The sequence below is a fragment of the Geothrix sp. 21YS21S-2 genome, assembly GCF_030846775.1.
Classification (GTDB): Bacteria; Acidobacteriota; Holophagae; order Holophagales; family Holophagaceae; genus Mesoterricola.
On sequence record NZ_CP132910.1, the window covers coordinates 2,700,080 to 2,722,653 of the forward strand.

The 22,574-nt window shown below is 72.0% G+C and carries 14 protein-coding genes; 4 read left to right on the forward strand and 10 right to left on the reverse strand.

Annotated features, from left to right (window positions below):
- Positions 1–6 precede the first annotated feature (6 nt).
- The 3 genes from RAH40_RS11830 to RAH40_RS11840 all read right to left on the reverse strand — a co-directional run bounded on the left by RAH40_RS11830 (position 7) and on the right by RAH40_RS11840 (position 3,756).
- Positions 7–648: a redox-sensing transcriptional repressor Rex gene (locus RAH40_RS11830; RefSeq protein ID WP_306597738.1), complete on the reverse strand. Its 642-nt coding sequence runs from the start codon at positions 646–648 to the stop codon at positions 7–9.
- Between the two features lie 97 nt (positions 649–745).
- Positions 746–3,367 carry a M56 family metallopeptidase gene (locus tag RAH40_RS11835; protein ID WP_306597739.1) on the reverse strand — a complete coding sequence of 874 codons (2,622 nt, stop codon included), beginning with the start codon at positions 3,365–3,367 and terminating at the stop codon, positions 746–748.
- Positions 3,364–3,756, reverse strand: coding sequence for a BlaI/MecI/CopY family transcriptional regulator (locus RAH40_RS11840; protein ID WP_306597740.1), 393 nt, complete (start codon positions 3,754–3,756; stop codon positions 3,364–3,366). The genes RAH40_RS11835 and RAH40_RS11840 overlap by 4 nt, the downstream gene beginning before the upstream one ends.
- Before the next feature lie 146 nt (positions 3,757–3,902).
- Between RAH40_RS11840 and RAH40_RS11845 the strand changes: the two genes are divergently transcribed.
- The 3 genes from RAH40_RS11845 (at position 3,903) to RAH40_RS11855 (ending at position 9,386) form a co-directional block, all read left to right on the forward strand.
- A complete protein-coding gene (locus RAH40_RS11845; protein ID WP_306597741.1) occupies positions 3,903–8,183 on the forward strand; it encodes a nitrate- and nitrite sensing domain-containing protein in 4,281 nt (1,426 codons plus the stop codon).
- A gap of 116 nt (positions 8,184–8,299) precedes the next feature.
- On the forward strand, positions 8,300–9,016 hold the full coding sequence (locus RAH40_RS11850; protein WP_306597742.1) for an efflux RND transporter periplasmic adaptor subunit: 717 nt from the start codon (positions 8,300–8,302) through the stop codon (positions 9,014–9,016).
- A 10-nt stretch (positions 9,017–9,026) separates the two neighbouring features.
- Positions 9,027–9,386 carry a hypothetical protein gene (locus RAH40_RS11855; RefSeq protein ID WP_306597743.1) on the forward strand — a complete coding sequence of 120 codons (360 nt, stop codon included), beginning with the start codon at positions 9,027–9,029 and terminating at the stop codon, positions 9,384–9,386.
- Positions 9,387–9,597: 211 nt separating this feature from the next.
- Here RAH40_RS11855 and RAH40_RS11860 read toward each other — a convergent pair whose 3' ends face one another.
- Genes RAH40_RS11860 through RAH40_RS11875 form a run of 4 tightly spaced genes read right to left on the reverse strand, consistent with a single transcriptional unit; the run spans position 9,598 to position 16,978 of the window.
- Entirely contained in the window at positions 9,598–10,161 is a 564-nt protein-coding gene (locus RAH40_RS11860) for a hypothetical protein (RefSeq protein WP_306597744.1), read from the reverse strand.
- 50 nt (positions 10,162–10,211) lie between these two features.
- Positions 10,212–10,868, reverse strand: a complete 657-nt coding sequence (locus tag RAH40_RS11865) for a S1 RNA-binding domain-containing protein (RefSeq protein ID WP_306597745.1) — start codon at positions 10,866–10,868, stop codon at positions 10,212–10,214.
- The gene (locus tag RAH40_RS11870) at positions 10,868–14,935 is read right to left on the reverse strand and encodes a DEAD/DEAH box helicase (protein ID WP_306597746.1); all 4,068 of its coding nucleotides are present in this window, start codon (positions 14,933–14,935) and stop codon (positions 10,868–10,870) included. Before RAH40_RS11870 ends, RAH40_RS11865 begins: the two co-directional genes overlap by 1 nt.
- A 9-nt stretch (positions 14,936–14,944) precedes the next feature.
- Positions 14,945–16,978 (reverse strand): winged helix-turn-helix domain-containing protein, encoded by a 2,034-nt coding sequence (locus RAH40_RS11875; RefSeq protein WP_306597747.1) that lies wholly within the window; start codon positions 16,976–16,978, stop codon positions 14,945–14,947.
- 165 nt (positions 16,979–17,143) lie between these two features.
- On the opposite strand from RAH40_RS11875, the gene RAH40_RS11880 reads away from it, so the two are divergent.
- The gene (locus RAH40_RS11880; protein WP_306597748.1) at positions 17,144–17,704 is read left to right on the forward strand and encodes a hypothetical protein; all 561 of its coding nucleotides are present in this window, start codon (positions 17,144–17,146) and stop codon (positions 17,702–17,704) included.
- Here RAH40_RS11880 and RAH40_RS11885 read toward each other — a convergent pair.
- From RAH40_RS11885 to RAH40_RS11895, 3 genes are read right to left on the reverse strand one after another with little or no spacing between them, the layout of a single operon-like run.
- A complete protein-coding gene (locus RAH40_RS11885; RefSeq protein ID WP_306597749.1) occupies positions 17,698–19,752 on the reverse strand; it encodes a TIM-barrel domain-containing protein in 2,055 nt (684 codons plus the stop codon). The genes RAH40_RS11880 and RAH40_RS11885 overlap by 7 nt on opposite strands.
- Positions 19,753–19,765: 13 nt before the next feature.
- Positions 19,766–21,664 carry an ATP-binding protein gene (locus tag RAH40_RS11890; protein WP_306597750.1) on the reverse strand — a complete coding sequence of 633 codons (1,899 nt, stop codon included), beginning with the start codon at positions 21,662–21,664 and terminating at the stop codon, positions 19,766–19,768.
- Positions 21,661–22,488 carry a phosphate/phosphite/phosphonate ABC transporter substrate-binding protein gene (locus tag RAH40_RS11895; RefSeq protein ID WP_306597751.1) on the reverse strand — a complete coding sequence of 276 codons (828 nt, stop codon included), beginning with the start codon at positions 22,486–22,488 and terminating at the stop codon, positions 21,661–21,663. The genes RAH40_RS11890 and RAH40_RS11895 overlap by 4 nt, the downstream gene beginning before the upstream one ends.
- Positions 22,489–22,574 lie beyond the last annotated feature (86 nt).

Sequence of the window (22,574 nt, forward strand, 5' to 3'; positions counted from 1 at the left end):
GCGGACCTAGGTCCGGGAGGAGAGTTTGGCGGAGAGCACGGCGAGGCCGATGGCGATGTCCTGGTCCTGGACGATGACGCCCGGGGGCAGGTCCAGGGGACAGCCGGTGAAGTTCCAGATGCCCTCGACGCCGGCCCGGGCCAGGCGCAGGGCCACCTCCTGGGCGGCGTCGGGGGAGACGGTGAGGATGGCCATGCGCGCGCCGAGCCGGCGCAGCTCGGGCTCCAGCCGGTCCATGTGCCACACGGGGGTGCTGTTCACCACCAGCCCCGCCAGGGCGGGGTCGATGTCGAAGGCGGCGCAGATGTCCAGCCCGTGGGCCCGGAAGCCCTCGTAGCCCAGGAGCGCCATGCCCAGGTGGCCCACGCCCACCAGCACCGCGTCCCGCACCTGGTTCCAGTTCAGGCAGTGCTCGATGGCCAGCACCAGCTCCTCCACCTGGTAGCCCATCTTGGGCAGCCCGGAGATGCCGATGAAGCCGAAGTCCTTGCGCACCTGCACGGCCTCCAGGCCGAGCAGCTCGCCCAGGCGCGCGCTGGACACCACTTCGCGACCCAGGCGGCGCATCTCGCGCACCACGCGCAGGTAGCTGGGGAGGCGCTGGACGGTTGTGAGGGGGAGGCTCCCGATCTTGTATCCGTAGGCCATGCCGCCTCCATATCAATTGCTACCATGGTATCGATACCATGGTAGCAATTGTGGACCGGCCGGCCGGGATGTCAAGCCGTTGATAATATTTATTGTTTTAATTGAGCTTGAAATTGACGCCGAAGGAGACCCGCACGGCCCGGTTCTCCTTCCCGATGGTGGGCGGGAAGAACACCCACCGCCAGGCGAAGGCCTCCGCGGCCGCCCGGAATTCCGGGGCGCCGCCCTCGCTCTCCACGTGGAGGGGGATGCCGTCCCTGCCCACCGCCACCCGCAGCCTCACGGCGGCCTCGGCCTTGGCGGCCAGCGCCTCCGGCGGATAGGTGGGTTTCTCGGGGCGGTAGGCCACCTGGAGATCGGCCATGGGCACCTCGGGGAGCGCCTCCAGGCCGCCCTTCGGGAAGGGCGCGGCCTTGGCGCGGGGATCCTGGGCGGCGGGATCCCAGGTGCGGGTCACCTGGAGCGTGAAGGGGCCCGCCTCGATGGCGTCCTGGGACAGGCCGGGTCCGTCGTTGGCCTTCCGGCTGGGCAGGACCTCCACGTCGACGATGACGGCGTGGCCGGACGTATTGTTGAAGGCGCGCTCGTTGAAGCCGCGCGGTCCGTCCTGGCGCACCACCTCCAGGCGGTACTTGGACCGGGGGATCTCGCCGGCGGCCTTCACGTCCAGGCCGAGGCGGGCGTTGGCCGGGATCTCGAAGGAGAAGAACCGGTTCCGGCTGGCGTTGCCCTGGATGGTGGCCATGGCCGCGTGGGCCGGAATGAACACGCCATTGAACCGGAAGGGGGAGTGCGGTGCCGGGGAGTCCAGGCTGGAGGGGGCGGCCTGGTCCAGGCGGAAGTCCACGTCCAGCTCCACCCGCACGGCCTTGTACTTCATCCGGGCCGGCGGCGAGGAAAAGCAGAAGCGCCAGCCGTAGTCCTCGGCGGCGGCACGGAGCCCGGCCGGCCCATCCTTGGCCGTCACCTGGACCGGCCAGCCCTCCCGGTCCACCACCAGTTCCAGCCGGACCAGGCCCTCGATCCGGGCGGCCTGGGCCGCGGGGGGGTAGTCCAGGCTGCGCGGGTGGTACCACACCTTCATGGAACCGAGCTTGACCAGGGGCAGCGCCTTGATGGCCGCCTGGGTGAAGGGCACCGCCTTCGCCCTGGGATCCTGGGCGGCCGGATCCCAACTCCGCTCCACCTCCAGGATGAAGGGCCCCCCGGGCATGGCCATGAAAGCGCTATGGAACCTCTCGATCAGGGGCGGACATACGCGCACGTCCACGTACTGGGTCTGGTCGGAAGTGTTCTCGAGCCAGCGGAGCTCGTTCTCCTCCGGGTGGCCCTTCCGTCCCACCCGAAGCTTGTAGCCCCTGAAGGGTTCGTCGCCATCCGGCCGGATCGTGAGCGTGAGCCGGGAGTGGGGCGGGATCTCGAATGACGCCGCCCCCCCCCCGGAGATGTCGGCGACGCCCCTGAAGAACCTGGCAGAATCGAAGGCCGGGATCATCCCATGGAACCGCCAGATTCTCGGGGCCTGGCCAAGGGCGGCCCCGGGGCGGGGAGCGGGGGCCGGGACGGGACCATCGGGCACCGGGAGGGGGGCGGGGAGGGGGGTCGCGGAGGACCGCGCCGCGGCGTCGGGCGGGTCCTCCAGCGGCAGCTGGTAGAGGGCGGCACGGGTGGGCTCGGCCTGGGCGGGGGCCGCGGGCGCGGCCTGGAGCGAAACCACGGCGGGCTTCAGGGGCGGTTCCGGAGGCGCGGCCACGAGGGGCGTCCAGTGGACGCCGTTGGCGAGGACGGTGACGGCGGCCAGGGCGAGGAGCCCGGGGCGGGTGAGGGTCTGGGTGGGAAGCATCGGAATGAGCAGGCGTTTGATGCGGTGCATGAGGGAGCCTCCGTGGCCCGAGGGGGCCAGCTGGGTGGGTGGGCCGTGGCGCAGGGCCTCCAGGTCCGCCAGGGCCTGGGCGAAGCGCAGGCCCCCGCCGCAGTGGGCCGCGGCGGCGTCGTCGCAGCAGTGCTCCCGCTCCGCGCGGATCTCGCGGGAGAGCCACCACACGGCGGGGTGGTAGAAGAAGACGACCTCCGCGACGTTCTGGAGGAAGTTCACGAGGAAATCCCGGCGCGTGATGTGGGCGAGTTCGTGGGCGAGGACGGCCTCCAGGGAGGCCTCCGGCAGGGCCAGGAGGGCGGCGGCGGGCACGAGGATGACGGCCCGCCAGAAGCCCACCACCAGGGGCGAGTCCACGAGGTCGGAGACCACCAGCCGCACGGGGCGGGCGTGACGGAAGGCCTCGCGGAGGCGCTCCAGGCTGGCCTCGAGGGCGGCGGGCGCGGGGCGGGCTCCTTGCAGGCAGGGCCCGTAGAGCCAAAGGAGACCCGCCCCCAGCCTCAGGGCCAGGGCACCGCTGCCGGCGGACCAGGCCAGGAGGATCCACGGCAGCCGCGCATGGAGCTGCTCCCGGAGATCCGGTGGCAGCACGGTGACGACCCCGGAGAACGTCGCCGCCGGCTCGATGGCCAGGGCCTCCGGCCGCGCCGCGGCGACGGTGGCCAGGAAGGCCAGGACCATGGCCAGGAGGCCCAGGCAGCCCACCAGGTACCGGGTCTGGGGACGGTGCGCGAAGCGCAGCGCCAGGAAGGCGGCGCACCCGATGAGGGCGCCCTCCCAGAGGAAGTGCACCAGCCCCCAGGCGAAGGCCTGGAGCCACGGGGCGAGGGCGGCGGTGCTCATGGCGCCTCCGCCTTCCGGCGGGCCTTGTCCAGCATCCGCTGGATCTCCTCCCACTCCTCCGGAGACGCCGCCTGGGACTCCAGGGCCCGGACCATGAGGTCCTTGGCGCTGCCTCCGAAGGCCCGGCGGACCAGGTCCTGCACCAGGAAGGCCTGGGTGGGCTCCTGGTCCCGGGCCGCGCGGTAGACGTGGGTCATGGCCGAGGCGTCCCTCGTGACCAGGCCCTTGTCCGCCATGATCTGCATGAGCTTCAGGACGGTGGTGTAGCCCAGGTCGCGTTCCCGGGCCAGTTCCGTGTGCACGTCCCGCACGGTGGAGGGGCCCCGGCGCCAGAGGACGCTCAGGATGGCGAGCTCGCCGTCCGAGGGACGGATGGGATCGGGGCTCATGGAGACTCCGGGGTGATGAAGCAAAGATACGAACCTATTCGTAGGTGTCAAGGGCCCGGAATATTAATTTCCTCGGAAACTCATGGGCAGGGCATCCGTGCCGAAAATTCCTCTGCCCGCCTCACGGCGCGGCAGCGGAGGCAGCCATGTCCATCGACGTTCGGGGCACGATCCGGGGGCGGCTCGCCGCCATGGTGGCGATCCCGGTGGCCTTCCTCGCCATCTACTGCGTGGCCGATGCCCTGGGGAGCCTGAAGGCCTACCGGGAGTCCCGGGCGGCCATGGCCCTCGCGGAGGTGTGCGTCCGGGTGGGCGACGTGGTCCACGAGCTCCAGAAGGAACGCGGCGCCACGGCCGGATATCTGAGCAGCGGCGGGAAGCGGTTCGTGGACGAGAAGGCGGCGGCGCGAAAGCAGGCGGACCTGCGCATCTCGGACCTCCGGGGGACCCTTTCGGGCCTGGACCTGGGGGCCCAGGCGCCGGGCGTCCTTGCCAAGGTGCGCAGGGCGGACGGGAGCCTGGACAAGCTGACAGGCTGGCGGCAGTCGGCGGACGCCTTGGCGGTGGCACCGCCCCAACACGTGGCCAATTATTCAGGACTCATCGGCGGCCTTCTGGAGGTGGTGGAGGAGATCCCCCGGAACACGCGGGATCTCGGGCTCTTCTCGACCTCCCAGGCCTACCTCCAGGTGATGCGCGTGAAGGAGCAGTCGGGCATCGAGCGGGCCACACTCAACACGGCCTTCACCGCCGACCGCTTCCAGGAGGGCCTGTTCCGGCGCTTCTGCTCCCTGGTGGGCCAGCAGGAGGCCGGCGTCCAGACCTTCCGGAGCCTGGCGGCCCCCGCCCAGGCGGCCTTCCTCGACAGGGAGCTGAAGGGGCCCTTCGCCGCGGGCGTGGACGGGTTCCGGGCGGTGGCCTTCGACCGGGGCGGGCAGGGCGGCTTCGGGGCGGATTCGGCCCAGTGGTTCCGGCTCGCCACGGCCCGCATCGACGCCCTGAAGGCGGTGGAGGCCCGCATGGGCGCCGATCTGCGGGCCATGGTGCAGGCCAGCCTGGACCATGCCCGGCGCGGCATGGCGCGTGCGGCCCTGGTGATGGCGCTGGCGCTGGGCCTGTCCGTGTTCCTGGCGGTGACCCTGGCCAGGGGGATCATCCGGCCCCTCCAGGTGTGCTCGGCCTCCCTGGGGCGCATCTCCGCCGGGGACATCCCCGGCCGCATCACGGAAACCTACTATGGCGAGTTCAACGAGATCCGGGACAACCTCAACCGCTGCACCGGGGCCGTCAACGCGCTGGTGGCCGACGCGGGCATGCTGAGCCGGGCCGGGGTGGAGGGCAAGCTGGCCACCCGCGCCGACGCGTCCAAGCACCAGGGGGACTTCCGCAGGATCGTCCAGGGCGTCAACGACACCCTCGACGCCGTCATCGGGCCGCTCAACGCCGCCGCCGACCACGTGGACCGCATCTCCAAGGGCGATCTTCCCCCGCGCATCACCGCCGACTACCCCGGCGACTTCAACGGGCTGAAGAACAACCTCAACCGGTGCATCGACGCCGTGGGGGCCCTGGTGGCCGACGCGGGCATGCTGAGCCGCGCGGCGGTGGAGGGCCAGCTGGCCACCCGCGCCGACGCGTCCCGGCACCAGGGCGATTTCCGGCGCATCGTCCAGGGCGTCAACGACACCCTCGACGCCGTCATCGGGCCGCTCAGCGAGGCCGCAGGGCACGTGGACCGCATCTCCAAGGGCGACCTCCCCCCGCGCATCACCGCCGACTACCGGGGCGACTTCAACGAGCTGAAGAACAACCTCAACCAGTGCATCGACGCCGTGGGCGCCCTGGTGGCCGACGCGGGGATGCTGAGCCGGGCGGCGGTGGAGGGCCAGCTGGCCACCCGCGCCGACGCCTCCAGGCACCAGGGCGATTTCCGGCGCATCGTCCAGGGCGTCAACGACACCCTCGACGCGGTCATCGGCCCGCTCCGGATGGCCGCGGACCACGTGGACCGGATCTCCAGGGGCGACCTCCCACCGAGGATCGAAGCCGAGTACCGGGGGGACTTCAACGAGATCAAGGCCAGCCTCAACCGGTGCATCGGCGCCGTGGGCGCCCTGGTGGCCGACGCGGCCATGCTGAGCGGCGCAGCGGTGGAGGGCCGGCTGGCCACCCGCGCCGACGCCTCCCGTCATCAGGGGGACTTCCGCCGCATCGTGCAGGGCGTCAACGACACCCTGGACGCCGTCATCGGCCCCCTCCGCGTGGCCGCGGACCACGTGGACCGCATCTCCAAGGGGGACGTCCCGGGCCGGATCACCGGGACCTACTACGGCGACTTCAACGAGATCAAGAACAGCCTCAACCGGTGCATCGACGCCGTGGGGGCCCTGGTGGCCGACGCGGCCATGCTGAGCCGCGCGGCGGTGGAGGGCCAATTGGCCACCCGCGCCGACGCCTCCCGGCACCAGGGGGACTTCCGGCGCATCGTGCAGGGCGTCAACGACACCCTGGACGCCGTCATCGGCCCCCTCAACGTGGCCGCGGGCTACGTGGACCGCCTCTCCAAGGGCGACCTCCCCCCGCGCATCACCGCCGACTACCGCGGCGACTTCAACGAGATCAAGAACAACCTCAACCAGTGCATCGGGGCCGTGGAGGCCCTGGTGGCCGATGCGGCCATGCTGAGCCGGGCGGCGGTGGAGGGCCAGCTGGCCACCCGCGCCGACGCCTCCAGGCACCAGGGCGACTACCGCAGGGTCGTCCAGGGCGTCAACGACACGCTCGACGCCGTCATCGGGCCGCTCACCGTGGCCGCGGACTGCGTGGACCGCATCTCCCGGGGCGACATCCCTCCGCGCATCACCGCCGACTACCGCGGCGACTTCAACACCATCAAGACGAACCTCAACCGGTGCATCGACGCCCTGGACGGCATGCTGCGCCAGACCCGGGCCGTCATCGGCTCGGCCCGCGAGGGGGACCTGGGCGCCCGGGCCGGCACGGACGGCGCCATGGGCGCCTACGGCGAGCTGCTGGCGGGGTTCAACGCCACCCTCGACGCCGTGGTCACCCCCATCCGGGAGGTGATCCGGGTGGTGGGGGCCCTGGAGCGGGGCGACCTCACCCAACGCATCGCGGGGGACTACCGGGGCGACTTCAAGGAGCTGGGCGACGCCATGAACAACTCCGTGGCGGGCCTGGGGCGGACCCTGGCGGGGATCCGCTCGGCCTCCAACACCCTGGCCGCGGCGTCGGAGGAGCTCTCCTCCAGCGTCGCGGTCATCGCCGGCACCGCGGAGCGCCTCCTGAAGCAGGCCGAGCAGGCTTCGACCGGCACCCAGGGCGCCAACGCCAAGGTGCGGGACCTGGCCGCGGGCGTGGGCGAGACCAACGCCCAGTGCGCCACCGTGGCGGCGGAGTCCGAGCAGGTCAACGGGCGCCTCCAGACCGCGGGGGCCGCGGTGGAGGAGATGAGCGTGAGCCTGGACATGGTGGGCGGATCCATGGAGCAGATGTCGTCCAGCATGGCCGTGATCTCCGATTCCACCGGGGCCATGACGGGGGCCGTGGACTCGGTGGCCGCGGCCATCCGGGAGATGGACGCCAGCCTGCGGGAGGTGTCCCGAAGCGCCGGCAAGGCCGCCACGGTGGCCGTCGGGGCCTCCCGCACCGCCGGGGACACGGCGCGGATCATGGACCACCTGGGCCGCAGCGCCCAGGAGGTGGGCAAGGTGGTGGACCTCATCAAGGGCATCGCCGCCCAGACCAACCTCCTGGCCCTCAACGCCACCATCGAGGCCGCCAGCGCGGGCGATGCCGGCAAGGGCTTCGCCGTGGTGGCCGGCGAGGTGAAGGAGCTCGCCAAGCAGACCGCGTCGGCCACCGAGGAGATCCGCTCCCGCGTGGCCGAGATCCAGGAGAGCACGGGCCAGGCCGTTGCGGCCATCGGGGGGATCGTGTCGGTGATCGACGAGATCAACGCCATCTCCGCCGGCATCGCCGTCGAGGTTGAGGAGCAGACCCGCACCACGGGCGGGATCTCCACCAAAGTCGCCGAGGCCGCGCAGAACGCCGGGGAGGTCTCCCGAAACGTCAAGGTCGCCGCCGCCGGGACCCACACCGTCAGCCGCAACCTGCGGGAGATCGCCACCGGGGGCCAGGAGGTGAGCCGCAACGTCCAGGACGCCGTCCTGGGGGTGCGGACCATCTCCCGGAACATGGCGGACCTGGCGGACCGCACCACGGGCATGGCCGCCACCAGCGGGCGCGCCGCGGACGACGTGGACGGGGTGGCGCGGAGCATCGCCATCGTCACCACCGCCACCATGGAGACCGCCCGGGGCGTGGGGGAGATCCGCAAGGCCTCCACGGACCTGGCCCGGCTGGCCGAAACCCTCCGGGCCTCGGTGGAGGCCTTCCGGCTCTGAAGTCCGCCCTTGCGCGCCAACGGATTACGCCGAGGTGAAGGGGCCGGCCCGGACCGACATCCAGAAGAATTACGGGAGCTGCGGTTATCCTGGAGGTACGTCATCCCGGGATCACCATGCACCGCTTCGCCCTTCTCTGCCTCCTCCTCGCCCTGCCGGTCCCGGCGGCCCCGACCCTGGAAGGCACGGTGCAGCCCTACCGCAAGGTGGAGGTGAGCGCCCACGTCTCCAGCCACGTCGTGGACCTGAAGGCGGCCGAGGGGGACACCGTCAAGGCGGGGCAGCCCCTGGCCCAGCTGTATGCGCGGCTGGAGGAGCTGGAGATGAAGCGGTCCAAGGCCCTGCTGGACCGCCGCGAATACGAGGCCAAGGGGGCCCGGAGCCTGTTCGACAACCGGGTGATCCCGGAGGCCAGGGCCATGGAGTCCCGCATCGACCTGGAGCTGGCGCGGCTCAATTTCGAGACCGCCGCCGAGCAGGTCCGCCTGCGCACCATCCTCGCCCCCATCGACGGCCTCGTGGTCGAGCGCACCCGCGAGCTGGGCGAGGCCGTGGGCGCCTCCCAGGTGGTGTTCCGCATCCTGGACCTGAGCAAGGCCACCATCCTCTGCACCGCCAGGCCCGACAAGGTCGCCCGCCTGGTTCCCGGCCAGAAACTCACCGTCCACGTGTCCATCCCGGAGGGCATGACCGCCCTGCAGGCCGAGGTGGTCCTGGTCTCCCCCTGCCCGGACGCCTCGGGCCTCATGCGGCTCAAGCTCCTGGTGCGCGATCCCGCGCCGGGCCTGCGCGCCGGCCTGAAGGCCCTGGTCGACCTGCCCGAAGCCCCCTGAAAGGAAGCCCATGGTCCAGCTCGTCACGCAGCCTTTCGTCCTCCGCCCCGAGGGCAACAAACCCAAGCTCATCGAGGAGTTCGTGGGCAACGTGGCCTCGGGCACCCCGGAGGTGAGCATCGCCCGCATGAAGGCCTCCGAAGGCTGGATGGAGCCGGGGCAGACGCCGGAGTTCGACGAGTACACCCTGGTGCTGGCCGGGACCCTGCGGGTGGAGACCCGGGAGGGCGTGACCGAGGTGCAGGCCAATCAGGCCGTGATCACCCGGGCGGGGCAGTGGGTGCGCTACAGCGCGCCGGGGGCGGGGGGGGCGGAGTACGTGGCGGTTTGCCTGCCCGGGTTCCATCCCGACACGGTGCACAGGGATTAGGTTTTTTGGTATGGCATTCGTCGTGATCGGGTCCAGGGTCTGACCAGCCTTCCCCCATCCCCCTCTATCCAGTCCATCGGCGTTCCTCCCCGTTCCCTTCTTGGGGGCAGGGAGCCGCGGCGCTCCACGCCAATGGACCCTCGCGCCGAAAGCCCCGGCTCCAAGGAAGGGAACGTGGAGGAACGCCGATGAAGAAGGATGAACATGATGTCTAGCTGGGCGGCAGATCCTTGGACTGGAGCTGAATGGTCAACTCCCCCGGCTGGCCGCTGACCATCCACAGGGCATCCTCGCTGAACGTCAGCCCCCGCGCCTGCAGCATCGTATTCATCGACACCAGGACGGCCCTGGGCTCCGTGGGGTGGCGCTGCACGCCGGGGCGGGCGCAGAGGCTGTCGATCAGCTTGTCCAGGAAGGGGCCGACGATCTTCTCCACGGGCATGGCGGAACGGATCTCGGCCACCTTGATCCGCACCTGCCCCGCGCCCTCCCCGGCCACCTCCAGGCGGAGCGTGGGGCTCAGGCTCATGAACCCCTCCCCGGCCTTGAAGGTCAGCTCTGCGCCGTCGGGAAGGAAGCGGGAGGCTACGTAGGAGATGCCCACCGGCGACTTGCCGGCCGCGGCGGCAAGGCCCAGGCGGCACATCTTCTCGAGCCAGGGGTCGCCCAGGGTCGCGGTGAGGCGCTGGACCTTGAGGGCCAGGGCCGGCGTGCCGCCGGTGGGGACGGTGTCGAAGGCCAGTTCCTGGATGAGCACGTCCGTGGTCAGCGGCATGGCGGGACTCCTCGGCGGGTGCACCACGATATCAGGATCGACGGCCGCGGCTACTCCGCCAGGTGGATTCCCGCGTCGTCCATGGTGATCTTCCGGCCCTTGTACAGGGCGCCCAGGGTCTGCTTGAAGACCTTCTTGCTGATGCCGAACAGGGCGTAGATCTCCTCGGGAGGGGTCCTGTCGCCCACCTTCAGGTGGCCGCCCTTGCGGGCCAGCACGGCCAGGACCTTCTCGGCGGCGGACTCCACCTTGGCGTAGCCGGGGGCGGCAAGGGCGATGTCGAGCTTGCCGTCGGGGCGCAGGGCCTTGACCCAGCCGTCCTGCCGGTGCCCCCGGGGCAGGCTTCCGAAGAGGTCGGACGTGTGCACGAGGCCGTAGTAGCGGTGGTCCACGATGACCCGCAGGCCCAGGTCGGTGGGCTCGTCCACCAGGACGGTGACCTTGTCGCCGGCGCGGTAGCCCTCGGCCTCGTCCCGGAGGAAGTCGTCCAGGCGCGCCGAGGCCGCCACCCGGCCGTCGTCGGCCTCGAACACGCAGACCATGATCCTGCGCCCCTCGGCGATGCGGCGCTTCTGCTCGAACTTCACCTCGCTCCAGGGCAGGAGGAGGTCCCTGGGCTGGCCCCAGGCCAGGAAGGCCCCGGCGTCCTTGACGGAAACGATGCGCAGGTAGGCGACGTCGCCGATCTTCACGGGCTCGTGGGTCATCAGGCGTCCTTCAGGAGGGCCAGCAGCGCGGCGGCGTCGAGCTGGGCGGCGACGGCGGTGCCGCTGAGGAGGTCCTCGGCGAGCTGCCGCTTCTGTTCGTGGAGCCTGAGGATCTTCTCCTCCACGGTGCCCTTGAGGACGAGGCGGTACACCGTCACGGGCCGGGTCTGGCCGATGCGGTGGGCGCGGTCCGAGGCCTGGTCCTCCACGGCGGGGTTCCACCAGGGGTCCATGTGGATGACGTAGTCGGCGCCCGTGAGGTTGAGCCCGGTGCCGCCGGCCTTGAGGCTGATGAGGAAGAGCTCCCCCTCCCCGGCCTGGAAGGCCTTGACGGCGGCGCTGCGCTTCTTGGCGGGGGTGGAGCCGTCCAGGTACTGGTAGCTGACGCCGCGGGCGTCCAGGGCCGCGCGCAGCAGGCCCAGGTGGTCCACGAACTGGCTGAAGACCAGGGCCCGGTGGCCGTTCTCGCGCAGCTCGTCCACCAGGTCCAGGAAGGCCTCCAGCTTGGAGGAGGGGATGTCGGCGTTGTCCTGCACCAGGGACACGTTGCAGCAGGCGCGGCGCAGGCGCATGAGGGAGGCCAGCACCTGCATGGTCTGGCCGGGGGTTCCGTCCAGGGCCTCCAGGCTCTGGCGGCGCAGGGCCTCCAGGAAGGCCATCTCGGCCTCCGACGGCTCCAGGGCCAGCACGATCTCGGTGCGGGCCGGCAGCTCCGTGAGCACCTGGGCCTTGGTGCGGCGCAGGAGGAAGGGGCTGACGATGCGCCGCAGGCGCGAGACCGCCTCGGCGTCCTGGTCCCGCTCGATGGGCTCCTGGAACCGCTTGCGGAACTGGTCCAGGGACCCCAGCAGGCCGGGGTTGAGGAAGTTGAAGAGGTTCCACAGCTCGGCCAGGTGGTTCTCCACGGGCGTGCCCGACAGGAGCACCCGGAAGCCGGCCTGGAGGTCCATGACGGCCTGGCTGCGCTTGGTGAAGGCGTTCTTGATGTTCTGGCCCTCGTCCAGCACGGCGGTGGCCCAGGGGATGCGCTGGAGCCGCTCGGCCTCGAGCGAGAGCAGGCCGTAGGTGCAGATGAAGAGGTCGTAGGGGCCGGCGCCCTTGAGGGAGGCCTCCCGGTCCCCTTCCCCGAAGCGCTTCACGTTGAGCTGGGGCGCGAACTTCTGCGCCTCGGCCTCCCAGTTGGAGCAGACGCTGGTGGGGGCGACGACCAGGCCGGGGCCGGCCCCGGCCCGGGCGAGGAGCATGGCCAGGGTCTGGACGGTCTTGCCCAGGCCCATGTCGTCGGCGAGGCAGGCCCCCAGGCCCGCCTCGGCCAGGCGCAGCATCCAGTGACAGCCTTCGGTCTGGTAGGGGCGGAGCTCGGCCTGGAGGCCCCCGGGGACCGCGGGCTCCAGGCCCATGGCCCCGTGGAGCCGCTCCAGGAGCCCCGTCCAGGCCTTGTCGGCCTTGAACTCGCCCAACTCGCCGGCCAGGCCCTCCAGGGCCAGGGCGCCCAGGCCGGGCAGCCGCAGGGCGCCGCCCTGCACCTCGCCCAGGGCGCGCAGGTCGTCCAGGCGCCGGCGGAAGGTCTCGGCCAGGGCGTAGACGCGGCCGTCGCCCAGCTTCACGAAGCGGGCCCCGGGCTTCTCCGAGGCCTGCAGGAGCTCCTGGAGGCTGGCCACGCGGCCCTCGTCCAGCTTGAGCTCCCCCTCGGCGTCGAACCAGGTGCCGTGGCGCTTCAGGCGCAGGCTCATGGCGTCCATGCCGATGGTGCGGGGCGGGCTGAGGCGCCCGCCCTCGGGCCACTGCACCGCGGCCAGGCCCTTGGCGTTCTCCAGCTCCAGCAGGAGGGTCATGCAGCTTTCGGGATCGTCGATCATCCACTCCGAGCGCCCCTCCTCCAGGGGCAGGGTGGGCAGGGCCTCCAGCAGGGCCTCGGCCGCCGCGGTCTCGGCCTGGAGGTCGCGCGCCACCAGGCGGGTGGCGCCCTGGTGCTCGACCATGAGGTTGGAGCCGCCCTGGCCCGGGGGGTAGTAGCCGCCCCCCTTCAGGGGCTCCACGCGCAGCTGGGCCTTGAGGCCCTGGTGGAAGGGCATGAGCAGGAGCTGGATGCCGGGGTCGCCGTCCACCTTGGCCATGCCGGCCTTGCGGGCGGCCTCGTCCTTGACGGCCACGTCGGAGTGGATGGTCACCATGGGGGCCACGGCGCGCAGGGCCTTGAGCACCTGGGCCTCGGCGGCCAGGGGCACCTGGAGGCCGTGGCCCACGATGCCCTCGAGCTTGCGGTGGGCGGACGTCACGGTGATGACCCGCACCCGGAAGAGCCCGTCGTTCACCACCATCACGTCGCCCTCCTCGAGGGGCGGCTCCAGGCGCAGCTCCAGCACCTGCCCCTTGCGGGTCACGCGCAGCTCGGGCTGGCCGGCCACGACCTCCACCCGCGAGGCCTGGTCCACCTCGCCTTCGGTCCAGAACACCAGGGGGTGGCCCACCAGGGCCTGCAGGGCCCCGTCCAGGTTGAGTTCGAAGCCCTTCCAGCCCTCGCGCACGCAGGCGATGACGGCCTGGTCCTGGGGCAGGAGGAAGTCGTAGGCGCGGCTCTCCTCCTTGAGCCGCTTCATGGAGATGGCCTTGCCGCGGGTCCACTGGCCGCGCGCGTCCAGGCGCTGCTCCCGGGGCTCGATGATGAAGGGGGCCTTGCCTTCGGCGTTGCGCCACACCCACCAGGCCAGGCGCCCGGGGCGCTGGCTGGCCATGGGCTTGACCAGGCCGTGCAGGTCCTCCAGGGCCTTCTCCCAGCTCTCGCTGTGCTGCACCAGGTCCAGGAAGGGGAAGCGTCCCGTGGAGAGCGCGCCGCGGCTGCGGCGGCCCATCTCCTCCAGCTCGCGGGCGAACAGGCCCAGGGGCAGGCCGGCCAGCTCCTGCTGGGCGCCTTCGAGCGCGGCCGGGGCGATCCGGGCCTCGCACAGGTAGCCGCAGAGCACGTCCACGAACCGCATGACCCCCGCGGGGCGGACCCGGGGCGGGAGTTCCTCGCGCAGGGGCAGGCCGGTGCGGTGGAGGAGGAGCCGCTGCAGGGGCTCGGCCACGGTGCTGAGGGGATCCCCGGGCTGGCGCCGGCCCAGGAGCTCCAGCCGCTCGGCGGCCATGCGCAGGCCGGTGTCGTCCCCCCGTCCCACGAAGGCCAGGAAGCAGAAGATGTCCATGAGCCCGGGCAGGTGGACCGCCTTGCGCCGGCTGCCCTGGCCGAGCGCGGCCAGGACGGTCTCGAAGCCGCCGGCGGCGGCCGCGGTCTGGCCCTGGACGAGGTTCATGGCGGCCTCCAGCAGGGCGATGGGGACCAGGGCGCGCTGCTTGGGCTGGAGCTTGTCCAGCAGGGTCCGGGCCTCCTCCACCCGCCCTTCCATGACCAGGTACTCCAGCATGGGTCCCAGGGGGCTGGGCCGGGTGCGGCTCCGGGCCTCCAGCCAGGCCCGGAAGGGCTCGTTGGCGTGGTGGTGCACGGTCTGGTCGTGCAGGAGGGCCCAGGCGCCGTGGCTCTGCTGGGCCGGAGGCAGGGCCTCGAACCAGGCCGCGTCGAAGGGGCGGGAGCAGATGAGGGCCAGGGGGTCCCGGAAGGCCAGCGCGGCCCGGTGGGCGGCGCGGACCTTCTCCTGGGCCGTCAGCCAGTCCTCGGTGCGCCCCTCCAGGAAGGCCAGGCGGAACGCCGCCAGGTCCCGTCCGAGGGTGTCCAGGAGGACCTTGCCGGCGTCGTACGAGCACTGCCCGGCCACGGAGAGGGGCTTGAGCAGGCCCTTGCGGTGGGCCCGGCGGCACACCGCCTCCCGGGCGGCCTCGGCCACGGACCAGAAGCCCTTGTGCTCCTCCTGGGCGAGGCCCGCCTCCCGCAGGAGGCTGAGCATGGGCGTCATGGCCGCGGGGTTGGCGATCCACGGCTCGGCCTGGGGAGCCACGCGGCTGCGCACGAGGGTCTGGGCCAGATGGGCCCGGGCCGAGGCCTGGCCGATGGCGCCCATGGCCATCAGGAGCGCCTCAGGAAGGGACTGGAGCTTGTCCAGGTCGAAATCGGAAACCCAAAGAACTGGCATCTGGTCAGGTTAACCCCTTCCTGCAGTTTTGGCGCCGGAAGTTTTCGGCCGGGGGGCCTCCGCCGCCGTCCCGAGGAGCTCCGCGAGCGCGGCCAGGTCGGGTTCCAGGTGGGCGGGGAACTCCCCCTGGGCCCGGGCCGCCTGGGCCTTGGCCAGGAAGCTCCGGGCGTAGGTGCGCGCAACCTCGAGGGTCCGGTCGAACCGGGGATCCCCCCGCAGGGGTCCCAGTTCGGGGGCCGCCAGGAGCCAGTCGTAGCCGGCCGCGAGGCCGGACTCCGCGGAACGGGAGAAGATCCCCTGGGCCTCCTCGGTCAGGCCCAGCCTCAGCAGGAGGGGGGCGATGAAGAGGGTGCGGTTCGCCAGGTCCATGGAGCCGGCCTCCCGGCGCTGCCACCGGCCGAGCATCCTGCGGGCCAGGTCCCTGCCCCCGGCCGGGTCCTCCTCCAGCAGGTGCTTCATGAGCCGGGAGGCTCCGGCCCAGGATGCCTCCGTATAGGCCGCCTTCGCCTCCCCGGTGCGTCCCGCCCGGAACAGGCACCAGAACCTGAGCCAGGTGCAGAATCCGGGCCGGGCCTCCAGGGGGATCGCCCGGTCCAGGACCCCCAGGGCCTCCCCTTCCCGGCCCAGCTGGCCCAGGCACATGGCGTCCCAGGCGTAGCCCAGGGTGTTCAGGGGGTCCAGGGCCATGGCGCGGCGGCCGCAGGCCGCCTGGAAGGAGGCGGTGGGCGCGACGGAGCCAAGCTGGATATAGGTCCGGGCGTCTTCCGGCGCGAACCTGACCGCCTTGAACACGGCCTCCAGGGCGGCCTCCGGGTCGACTTTCGTGCGGTTGGTCTCGATCCAGACCCGCACCCCCCAGGCCTGTCCGCACCGGGGGTCCAGGGCCAGGGCCCGGTCCGTCCAGCGCGCCGCTTCGGCGGCGGCCTTGGGGTCGCGGGTATCGAAGAACTGGGTTCCGAACAGGCCCCCGATCTCGGCCATCAGCACCGCGCTGGCCGGTTCCAGGGCCTGGGCCCTGCGGAACGCGGCCAGGGCCCGGTCGAAATTCGCGGCTTCGCCGGTCGCGTCGTAGCGGGCCTGGAAGTACTTGCCCTCCCGCAGGGCCAGTGCCACCTCGGAGCGGAAGGCGGCCAGGCCCATGCCTCCCGTGGCGTCCCAGCCCGGCTTCAGGAACCCGGCCAGACCCTGGGCGGCCTCTCTCAGCAGCCCGTTGTAGGTGGCGCGGGTCCCCTCGAACTGCCCGGCCCACCGCACCTTCCGGGTTCCCGCCTCGGCCAGCTTCAGGTCCAGCCGGAGGTGCCCGTCCTCCTCCAGCACCGTGGGAATCACCAGGTATTCCACCTGGTAGGCCGCCGCCACCCGCCCCAGGTCCCCCTGCACGGCAGCGACCTGGGAGCCGCTGGGGGGCATCCGGGTTTCCAGGCCCCGGACCCCCGCCAGGTAGGTGGAGAGCGTGTCGGGGATGCCGTCGCCCAGGAACGCGGAATCGGCGCTTCCGAGCACCTTGGCGGGCAGGACCACCAGGCTGGGGCTCCGGCCCCCGGGGCGGGCCGGTTCCCAGGTCTTCAGCATGAGCAGGCAAGCCGCCGCGGCCAGGGCGGCGGGAAGGAGCCATCGGGGCCGGCGCTTCGGCCGGGCCTCGATGCGGATCCCCGGGGTGACCGCCAGACGCTGGCGGAGGGTGGTCTCTGGCGGGTCGGCCTCCGCCGCCACCTTGCCGGTGAAGCGGTAGCCCTTGCCGGGCAGGGTCTCCAGGTACAGGTGGGGCCGGGCGGTATCGCCGAGGGCCTGGCGCACTTTCCGGGCGGCCGTGTCCAGGGCGCTTTCGAAATCGAGGTTCACGCCGCTGGGCCAGATCCGCTGCCGGAGCTCTTCGCGGGTCACCAGTTCGCCCGGCCGCTCCAGCACCGCCACGAGGAAGCGGAAGGGCACGTCCTGGAGGGGGACCCGCTCGCCGCTGCGCCGCAGTTCACCCGTCCTTGCGTCGGCCTCGAAGCCGTCGAAAAGGAAGCGCCGGAGGGTGGACCGAGGGAGTGGGTACATGCCGGGGATTTCCAGGGGAGCCATTTTAACGCCGCCGCCTTCAAGGGGAAGTCGCCGATACAGGTCCGGTGCAGGAAAGGTTCAGCCGGATTCCAGTGGACGCCGGGACGGGGCCAACGGATCTTTCGTCCGCCTGCAACCAACCATCCTTGTCCGGAGGTTCCCATGAACGCCAACGTGCTGGTCCTTCCCTTCCTCCTTGCCGCGACCGCCCAGGCCACGGACTTCGGCCCCCTCATGGAGGCCGTCCGGGCCACCTGGCCCGAGAAGGCGCACCTCTGCGTCGTCGCCAACTACCGCCACTCCCAGGCGGAGATCCTGGCCCTGGCCCGGGAGGCGGGCGACGGCACCATCCTCACGGTGATCGACCTCACCCGCCGCGACCAGATCGGCCGGGCCTGCAACCTGGTCAAATACGGGCGAAGGCCCGACTACGTCGTCCTCCTGCCCCGCGACCCCCTGGTCCGGGACGGTTCGCCCCAGGCCACCCAGCTGCTTCACCAGGCGGCGATGGTCGGGATCCCGGCCATCGGCACCACCCGGATGGCGGTGCGGCAGGGCGCCGTGTTCGCCATCGGCCCCGACACGGGGCTGAGCGTCCTGGTGAACGACGCGATCATCGGCACCATCGCCCCCGTCCTTCCCCCGAAGGGCTTCACCCCCGTGGCCGCCCGGGCCCGCGGGATGGCCGAGGTCACGGTGATCGCGGCCTTCCGGCCTCAGTGAAGCAGGACCACCCGTGGCGGCCGGGCCGCGGGGGGGCGGCCGCCGCGCACGACGGCCAGCCTCAGGCCCACGCCCCTTCCCTTCCGCCTGGCTTCGTAGGTGGCCAGGCGGAAGTCGCCGGTGCGGTACGAGAATCCGTCGCCCGCGTCGGCGTAGATCCGGCCCGTGGCGCGACCCCGGGCGTCGAGCGCCACCAGCAGCGTCGTGGCCCCCTCGGGGGCGTCGCGGGTGGTCAGGATCTCCGGCCCCAGGGGCAGGATGGCGCCGGCGCGCAGGAAGAGCCGGGCCTGGAGCGGGTCCCCTGCCTCGCCCTCCACCAGGGCCAGCGGGATCCACGCGCCCCTGGGCTTCGGGGCGTCCTGGGCCCAGGCGGGCACCACCAGCAGGTCCGGCCCGATCATGAAGGCGCGTTCCTCGCTGCGCAGGGCGGGGTTGCCGGGGTCGGCCAGGAAGAGCGGGCGCATGACCGGGACCCCCGTGCGCGAGGCCTCCTCGAAGCAGGTGTAGAGGTAGGGCAGGAGCCGGTAGCGGCGCAGCAGGGCGATGCGCGCGGTGCGCTCGGCGGACTCGCCGAAGGCCCAGGGCTCCTTGTCCTGGGGGCCCTTGGCGGCGTGGCCGCGGCAGAAGGGGAAGAAGGCCCCCACGGCGCTCCACCGGGCCCACAGGTCGGCGGTCGCCCTGCCGGCGTAGCCGCCCAGGTCCGGGCCGTTGAAGGGCTGGCCCGACAGGCCCAGGTTCAAGGTCATGGGGATGGACTGCAGGAGGTCCCGCTCCGTGGAGGTGTTGTCCCCCGTCCAGGTGGCGGCGTGGCGCTGGCCCCCCAGGAACTGGGCCCGGCTCAGCACGAAGGGGCGCAGCCCGGGGCGCGCGGCCAGAAGGCCCTCCCGGGTGGCCTGGGCCATGAGGTTGCCGTAGAGGTTGTGGTACTGGCGGTGGGGGCCGGCGGGAAGGCCGTCTCCGCCGGCATGGCGGTTGTCCTCGGGCATGGTGCCGTCCGGCGTCCCGAAGACCGCGGGCTCGTTCATGTCGTTCCACACGCCATCCACCCCCTGGGCCAGGAAGGGGCCGTAGAGGCCCGCCCACCACGCCCGCACGGAGGGGCGGGTGAAGTCGGGGAAGACGCAGGCCCCCGGCCACACGTCGCCCTGGAAATCCTCGCCTGAAGCCGTCTTCACCCAGCCGCCGGCGCCGGACCGGAAGACGGCGTAGCCGGAGTCCGCCTTCACCCCCGGGTCGATCATCCACACGGTGCGGAAGCCCTGGCCGTGGAGGTCCGCGTTGAGCCTGGCCGGGTCCGGGAACTTCGCCGGGTCGAAGGTGAAGACGCGGTATCCGTCCATGTAGTCGATGTCCAGCCAGAGGACGTCGCAGGGGATGCCCCGCGACCGGAACTCCCGGGCCACTTCGCGCACCCGCGCCTCGGGCTCGTAGGAATAGCGGCACTGCTGGTAGCCCAGGGCCCACAGGGGCGGCAGTTCCATGCGGCCGGTGAGGTCCCCGAGGGCCGCCAGCACCGCCAGCGGGCCGGGGCGTTCGATGACCAGGACGGGGAAGGCGGGGCCCTGGCAGGAGAAGGTGACGCCCTCCTCGCAGCTGAGCTCGGCCTTCCAGCTGGAATCGAAGAGGACGCCGAAGGAAGTGCCGTCGCGCCGCACGCCCAGCACCCAGGGGTGGCTCTGGTAGAGGCGCCGGCCTCCGTCCTTGCCGTAGCCGTAGTTGTCGGTGTTCCAGAGCCGGATCCGGGAGCCGTTGCGCCGCAGGGGGCCGGTGACCTCGCCCGTGCCGTAGAGGTCCACGCCGGGTCCGCAGTCGAGGTGGGCGGTGGAACGACCGCCGCCGGCGCCGAAGGCGGGCCGGAGCTTCCAGGCCCGGGGCAGCGGCGCCCCGATGCGCGGCGCCCGGAGGAGGCTGGGGGAGGGCGCGGGCTCCAGCCCCTCGGGCAGGAACAGCGCGATCCCCGGCCCGGCCAGCCCCGCGGCGCGGGTGCGAACCGGACCCGCCCAGAGGACCTGGACCAGCAGGAGGGCCAGCAGGAAGGTCCGGACCACGCGCGCCTCCACGTCAGATGCCCGCGAACCGCGTGACGAGCTCGATCACTTCCTCCATCTTGAAGGGCTTGGCCAGGAAGGCGTCCATGCCCGACTCCAGGCAGCGCTGGCGGTCGGAGTCCAGGGCGTTGGCGGTGAGGGCCACCACGGGCACGTGGGCGGCGCCCCGGGCGCGCTCCATGGCGCGGATCCGCCGGGTGGCCTCCAGGCCGTCCATGCGGGGCATCTGCATGTCCATGAGGACCAGGCTGAAGGTCTCCGTCTCCATCATCTCCAGGGCCTCCACGCCGTCCTTGGCCAGGGAGACCTGGTAGCCGGCCTTCCGGAGGATGCTCCGCCCCAGGGCCTGGTTCACGGGCGTGTCCTCCACCAGGAGCACCCGGGTCCCTTCAGGGACGGGTTCGGGTCCGGAGACGGCCGCCTCGGACGGGGACTTCGCCTCGGGCGCCCCGTCGAAGGGGAGGGTGAACTCGAAGCGGCTCCCGCGCCCCACGGCGCTCTCGAGTCCGAGGCGCCCGCCCATGAGGGCCACCAGCTTGTGGGCGATGGCCAGCCCGAGGCCCGTGCCCCCGAAGCGCCGGGTGGTGGAGGAATCCGCCTGGGAGAAGGGCGAGAAGATCTCCACCTGCTTGTCCTCGGGGATCCCGATGCCGGTGTCGGTGACGGAGAAGCGCACCCGGCCCTCCTCCACGGCGTCGGCCTCCAGCACGATCCGGCCTTCCATCGTGAACTTGAGGGCGTTGGACAGGATGTTGTTCAGCACCTGGCGCAGCCGGTGGGAGTCGCCCAGCACCCGCCCGGGAAGGCCGGGACCGAGCCGGGTCTCCAGGGCCAGCCCCTTCTGCCGGGCCACCTCCGCCATGGGGCCCGCCACCTCCTTCAGGAGGGCCGGCAGGTGGAAGGGCCGGATCTCCAGGCCCATGTAGCCTTCGTCGATCTTCGAGAAGTCCAGGATGTCGTTGAGGATGGTGCGCAGGCTCTCGGCGGAGGACATCACCCAGCCCAGCTGCTCCCGCTGCTCCGGGGCCAGGTCCGAGCCCAGGGCCAGGTCCGTCATGCCCAGGATGCCGTTCATGGGGGTCCGGATCTCATGGCTCATGGAGGCCAGGAAGGCCGCCTTGGACCGGGCGCCGGCTTCCGCCGCCTCCTTGGCCGCCACCAGTTCGTCCCGCCCCCTTTCCAGCGCGTCCCGTGCGGCGGTGAGGTCCTCCACCCGCTCCAGCACCGCCCGGGACATGGCGTTGAAGGCGGTGCCCAGGCGCCCCACATCGTCGGGCCCCTCGGCCACCGGCGGGAAGGTGAGCCGGCCCGCGGCCACCCACTCGCTGGCCTGGGTGAGGTGGGCCAGCTGCCGGGTGAGCCACAGCCCGAGCAGGGTGATGAGCCCGGTCGTGAGCACCAGCTCGCCCAGGGCGATGAGCAGCCCCTGGGTCAGCAGCTGGCGATGGGCCGCGATGATCTGGCGGAGGTCCAGCCCGAACCGGAGGGTGCCCAGCTTCTGCCCGGCCAGTTCCACCGGGGAGGCCACGTTGTAGGTGGGCCTGCTGCCCGGACCGAAGAGGTGGAAGGCGTGGTCGGGCTCCGGCAGGGGCTTGTCCCGGGGCCAGCCGCTCTGGGCGGCGATCCTGCCGGTGGCGTCCAGCACGGAGAGGTATTCGATCCCCTGGCGGGCCCGGCTCTCCTCCAGGATGGCCTGGAGGGTCGCGAAGTCCCGCTGGGCCAGGGGCGCCACCAGGGCCGCGTTGAGCACGGGGGTCATCTGCGCGGCGTGGTTCGCTGCCTGCTCGGTCATGTGCCCCGACAGGAGCCGCAGGCTGTTGGCCACCAGCAGCGTGAGCATCGCCGCCTCCACCGCCACCGCGGCGATGAGGAGGCGGCCCCGGACGGACCTCCAGGGAGGGTGGATGCTCATGGGGCCTTGAGGGTCGCCCGGACCTCGGCGGCGTACGGATCCATGGCCTTGAGCTCGCCTGGCTTCAGCTTGCGGTAGCCCTCGAGCTTGTTGGCCTCGAAGTAGGCCCCGCCCTCCCTTGAGGCCGCGAAGGCCCACAGGGCCGCGTCGATCCGCGCCTTCTGGGGGGCATTGCGGGCGTTGAGCACGTAGACCCGGCCCGCCATGGGCTGGCTCTCCGCAAGGATCCGCAGGCCGGCCTGGACCTCGGGGGGCAGCTTCTGGAAGTTGGCCAGGGACACGAACCCCGCGCTGCCCTCGCCCGCCAGGAGCAGCTGGGCGACGCTGTCGGCGGCGCTCACGTACCGCACGGGCACCTCGGCGAGGTGCTGGGCCTTCAGCCAGTGCTGGCCCCACAGGGTGACCAGGGAGGTGGGGCTGAGGCCGATGGCGGTGGTGCCCTTGAGGTCCCGGACCGCCTTCACCTTCCCCTTGGTCGCGACCATGGCCACGGCCCTGAAGTCGGCCTTGTAGGTGAGGAGGGGCAGGTAGCCGGCGTCGGCCTGGAAGAGCCGCGCCTGATGGCCGGTGGTGATGGCCAGGTCGTACTCCTGGGCCAGGCCGCGGCGGGCGAATTCGGTGAAGTCGGGGGCCGTGAGGATCTCCACGGGCCGGGCCAGGGCCTTTTCCAGGTGGGTCCGCAGGGGCTGGTAGAGCTCCAGGATCACCCGGGCGCTGGTGTGGGGCGCCACGCCGATGCGCAGGGGGGCGGGTTCGGCGGCCGCAAGGGAAAGCCCCAGGGCGAGCCGGATGAAACCCTTCCACGCCAAGTGTCCGATGCCCATGGCCCGCCCCCTGTTGCCGATCGTTGGATGAGTATAGGCCCGAACGTCACGGGGACGAATCGGCGCTGGCGCCCGCATGAAACACC

Bases quoted from the DNA above. Each gene is read 5' to 3' on its own strand.
- RAH40_RS11895 (WP_306597751.1), bottom strand. From the start codon at position 22,488: ATGGGCATCGGACACTTGGCGTGGAAGGGTTTCATCCGGCTCGCCCTG.
- RAH40_RS11835 (WP_306597739.1), bottom strand. From the start codon at position 3,367: ATGAGCACCGCCGCCCTCGCCCCGTGGCTCCAGGCCTTCGCCTGGGGG.
- RAH40_RS11875 (WP_306597747.1), bottom strand. From the start codon at position 16,978: ATGTACCCACTCCCTCGGTCCACCCTCCGGCGCTTCCTTTTCGACGGC.
- RAH40_RS11830 (WP_306597738.1), bottom strand. From the start codon at position 648: ATGGCCTACGGATACAAGATCGGGAGCCTCCCCCTCACAACCGTCCAG.
- RAH40_RS11855 (WP_306597743.1), top strand. From the start codon at position 9,027: ATGGTCCAGCTCGTCACGCAGCCTTTCGTCCTCCGCCCCGAGGGCAAC.
- RAH40_RS11880 (WP_306597748.1), top strand. From the start codon at position 17,144: ATGAACGCCAACGTGCTGGTCCTTCCCTTCCTCCTTGCCGCGACCGCC.
- RAH40_RS11845 (WP_306597741.1), top strand. From the start codon at position 3,903: ATGTCCATCGACGTTCGGGGCACGATCCGGGGGCGGCTCGCCGCCATG.
- RAH40_RS11865 (WP_306597745.1), bottom strand. From the start codon at position 10,868: ATGACCCACGAGCCCGTGAAGATCGGCGACGTCGCCTACCTGCGCATC.
- RAH40_RS11850 (WP_306597742.1), top strand. From the start codon at position 8,300: ATGCACCGCTTCGCCCTTCTCTGCCTCCTCCTCGCCCTGCCGGTCCCG.
- RAH40_RS11840 (WP_306597740.1), bottom strand. From the start codon at position 3,756: ATGAGCCCCGATCCCATCCGTCCCTCGGACGGCGAGCTCGCCATCCTG.
- RAH40_RS11860 (WP_306597744.1), bottom strand. From the start codon at position 10,161: ATGCCGCTGACCACGGACGTGCTCATCCAGGAACTGGCCTTCGACACC.
- RAH40_RS11890 (WP_306597750.1), bottom strand. From the start codon at position 21,664: ATGAGCATCCACCCTCCCTGGAGGTCCGTCCGGGGCCGCCTCCTCATC.
- RAH40_RS11870 (WP_306597746.1), bottom strand. From the start codon at position 14,935: ATGCCAGTTCTTTGGGTTTCCGATTTCGACCTGGACAAGCTCCAGTCC.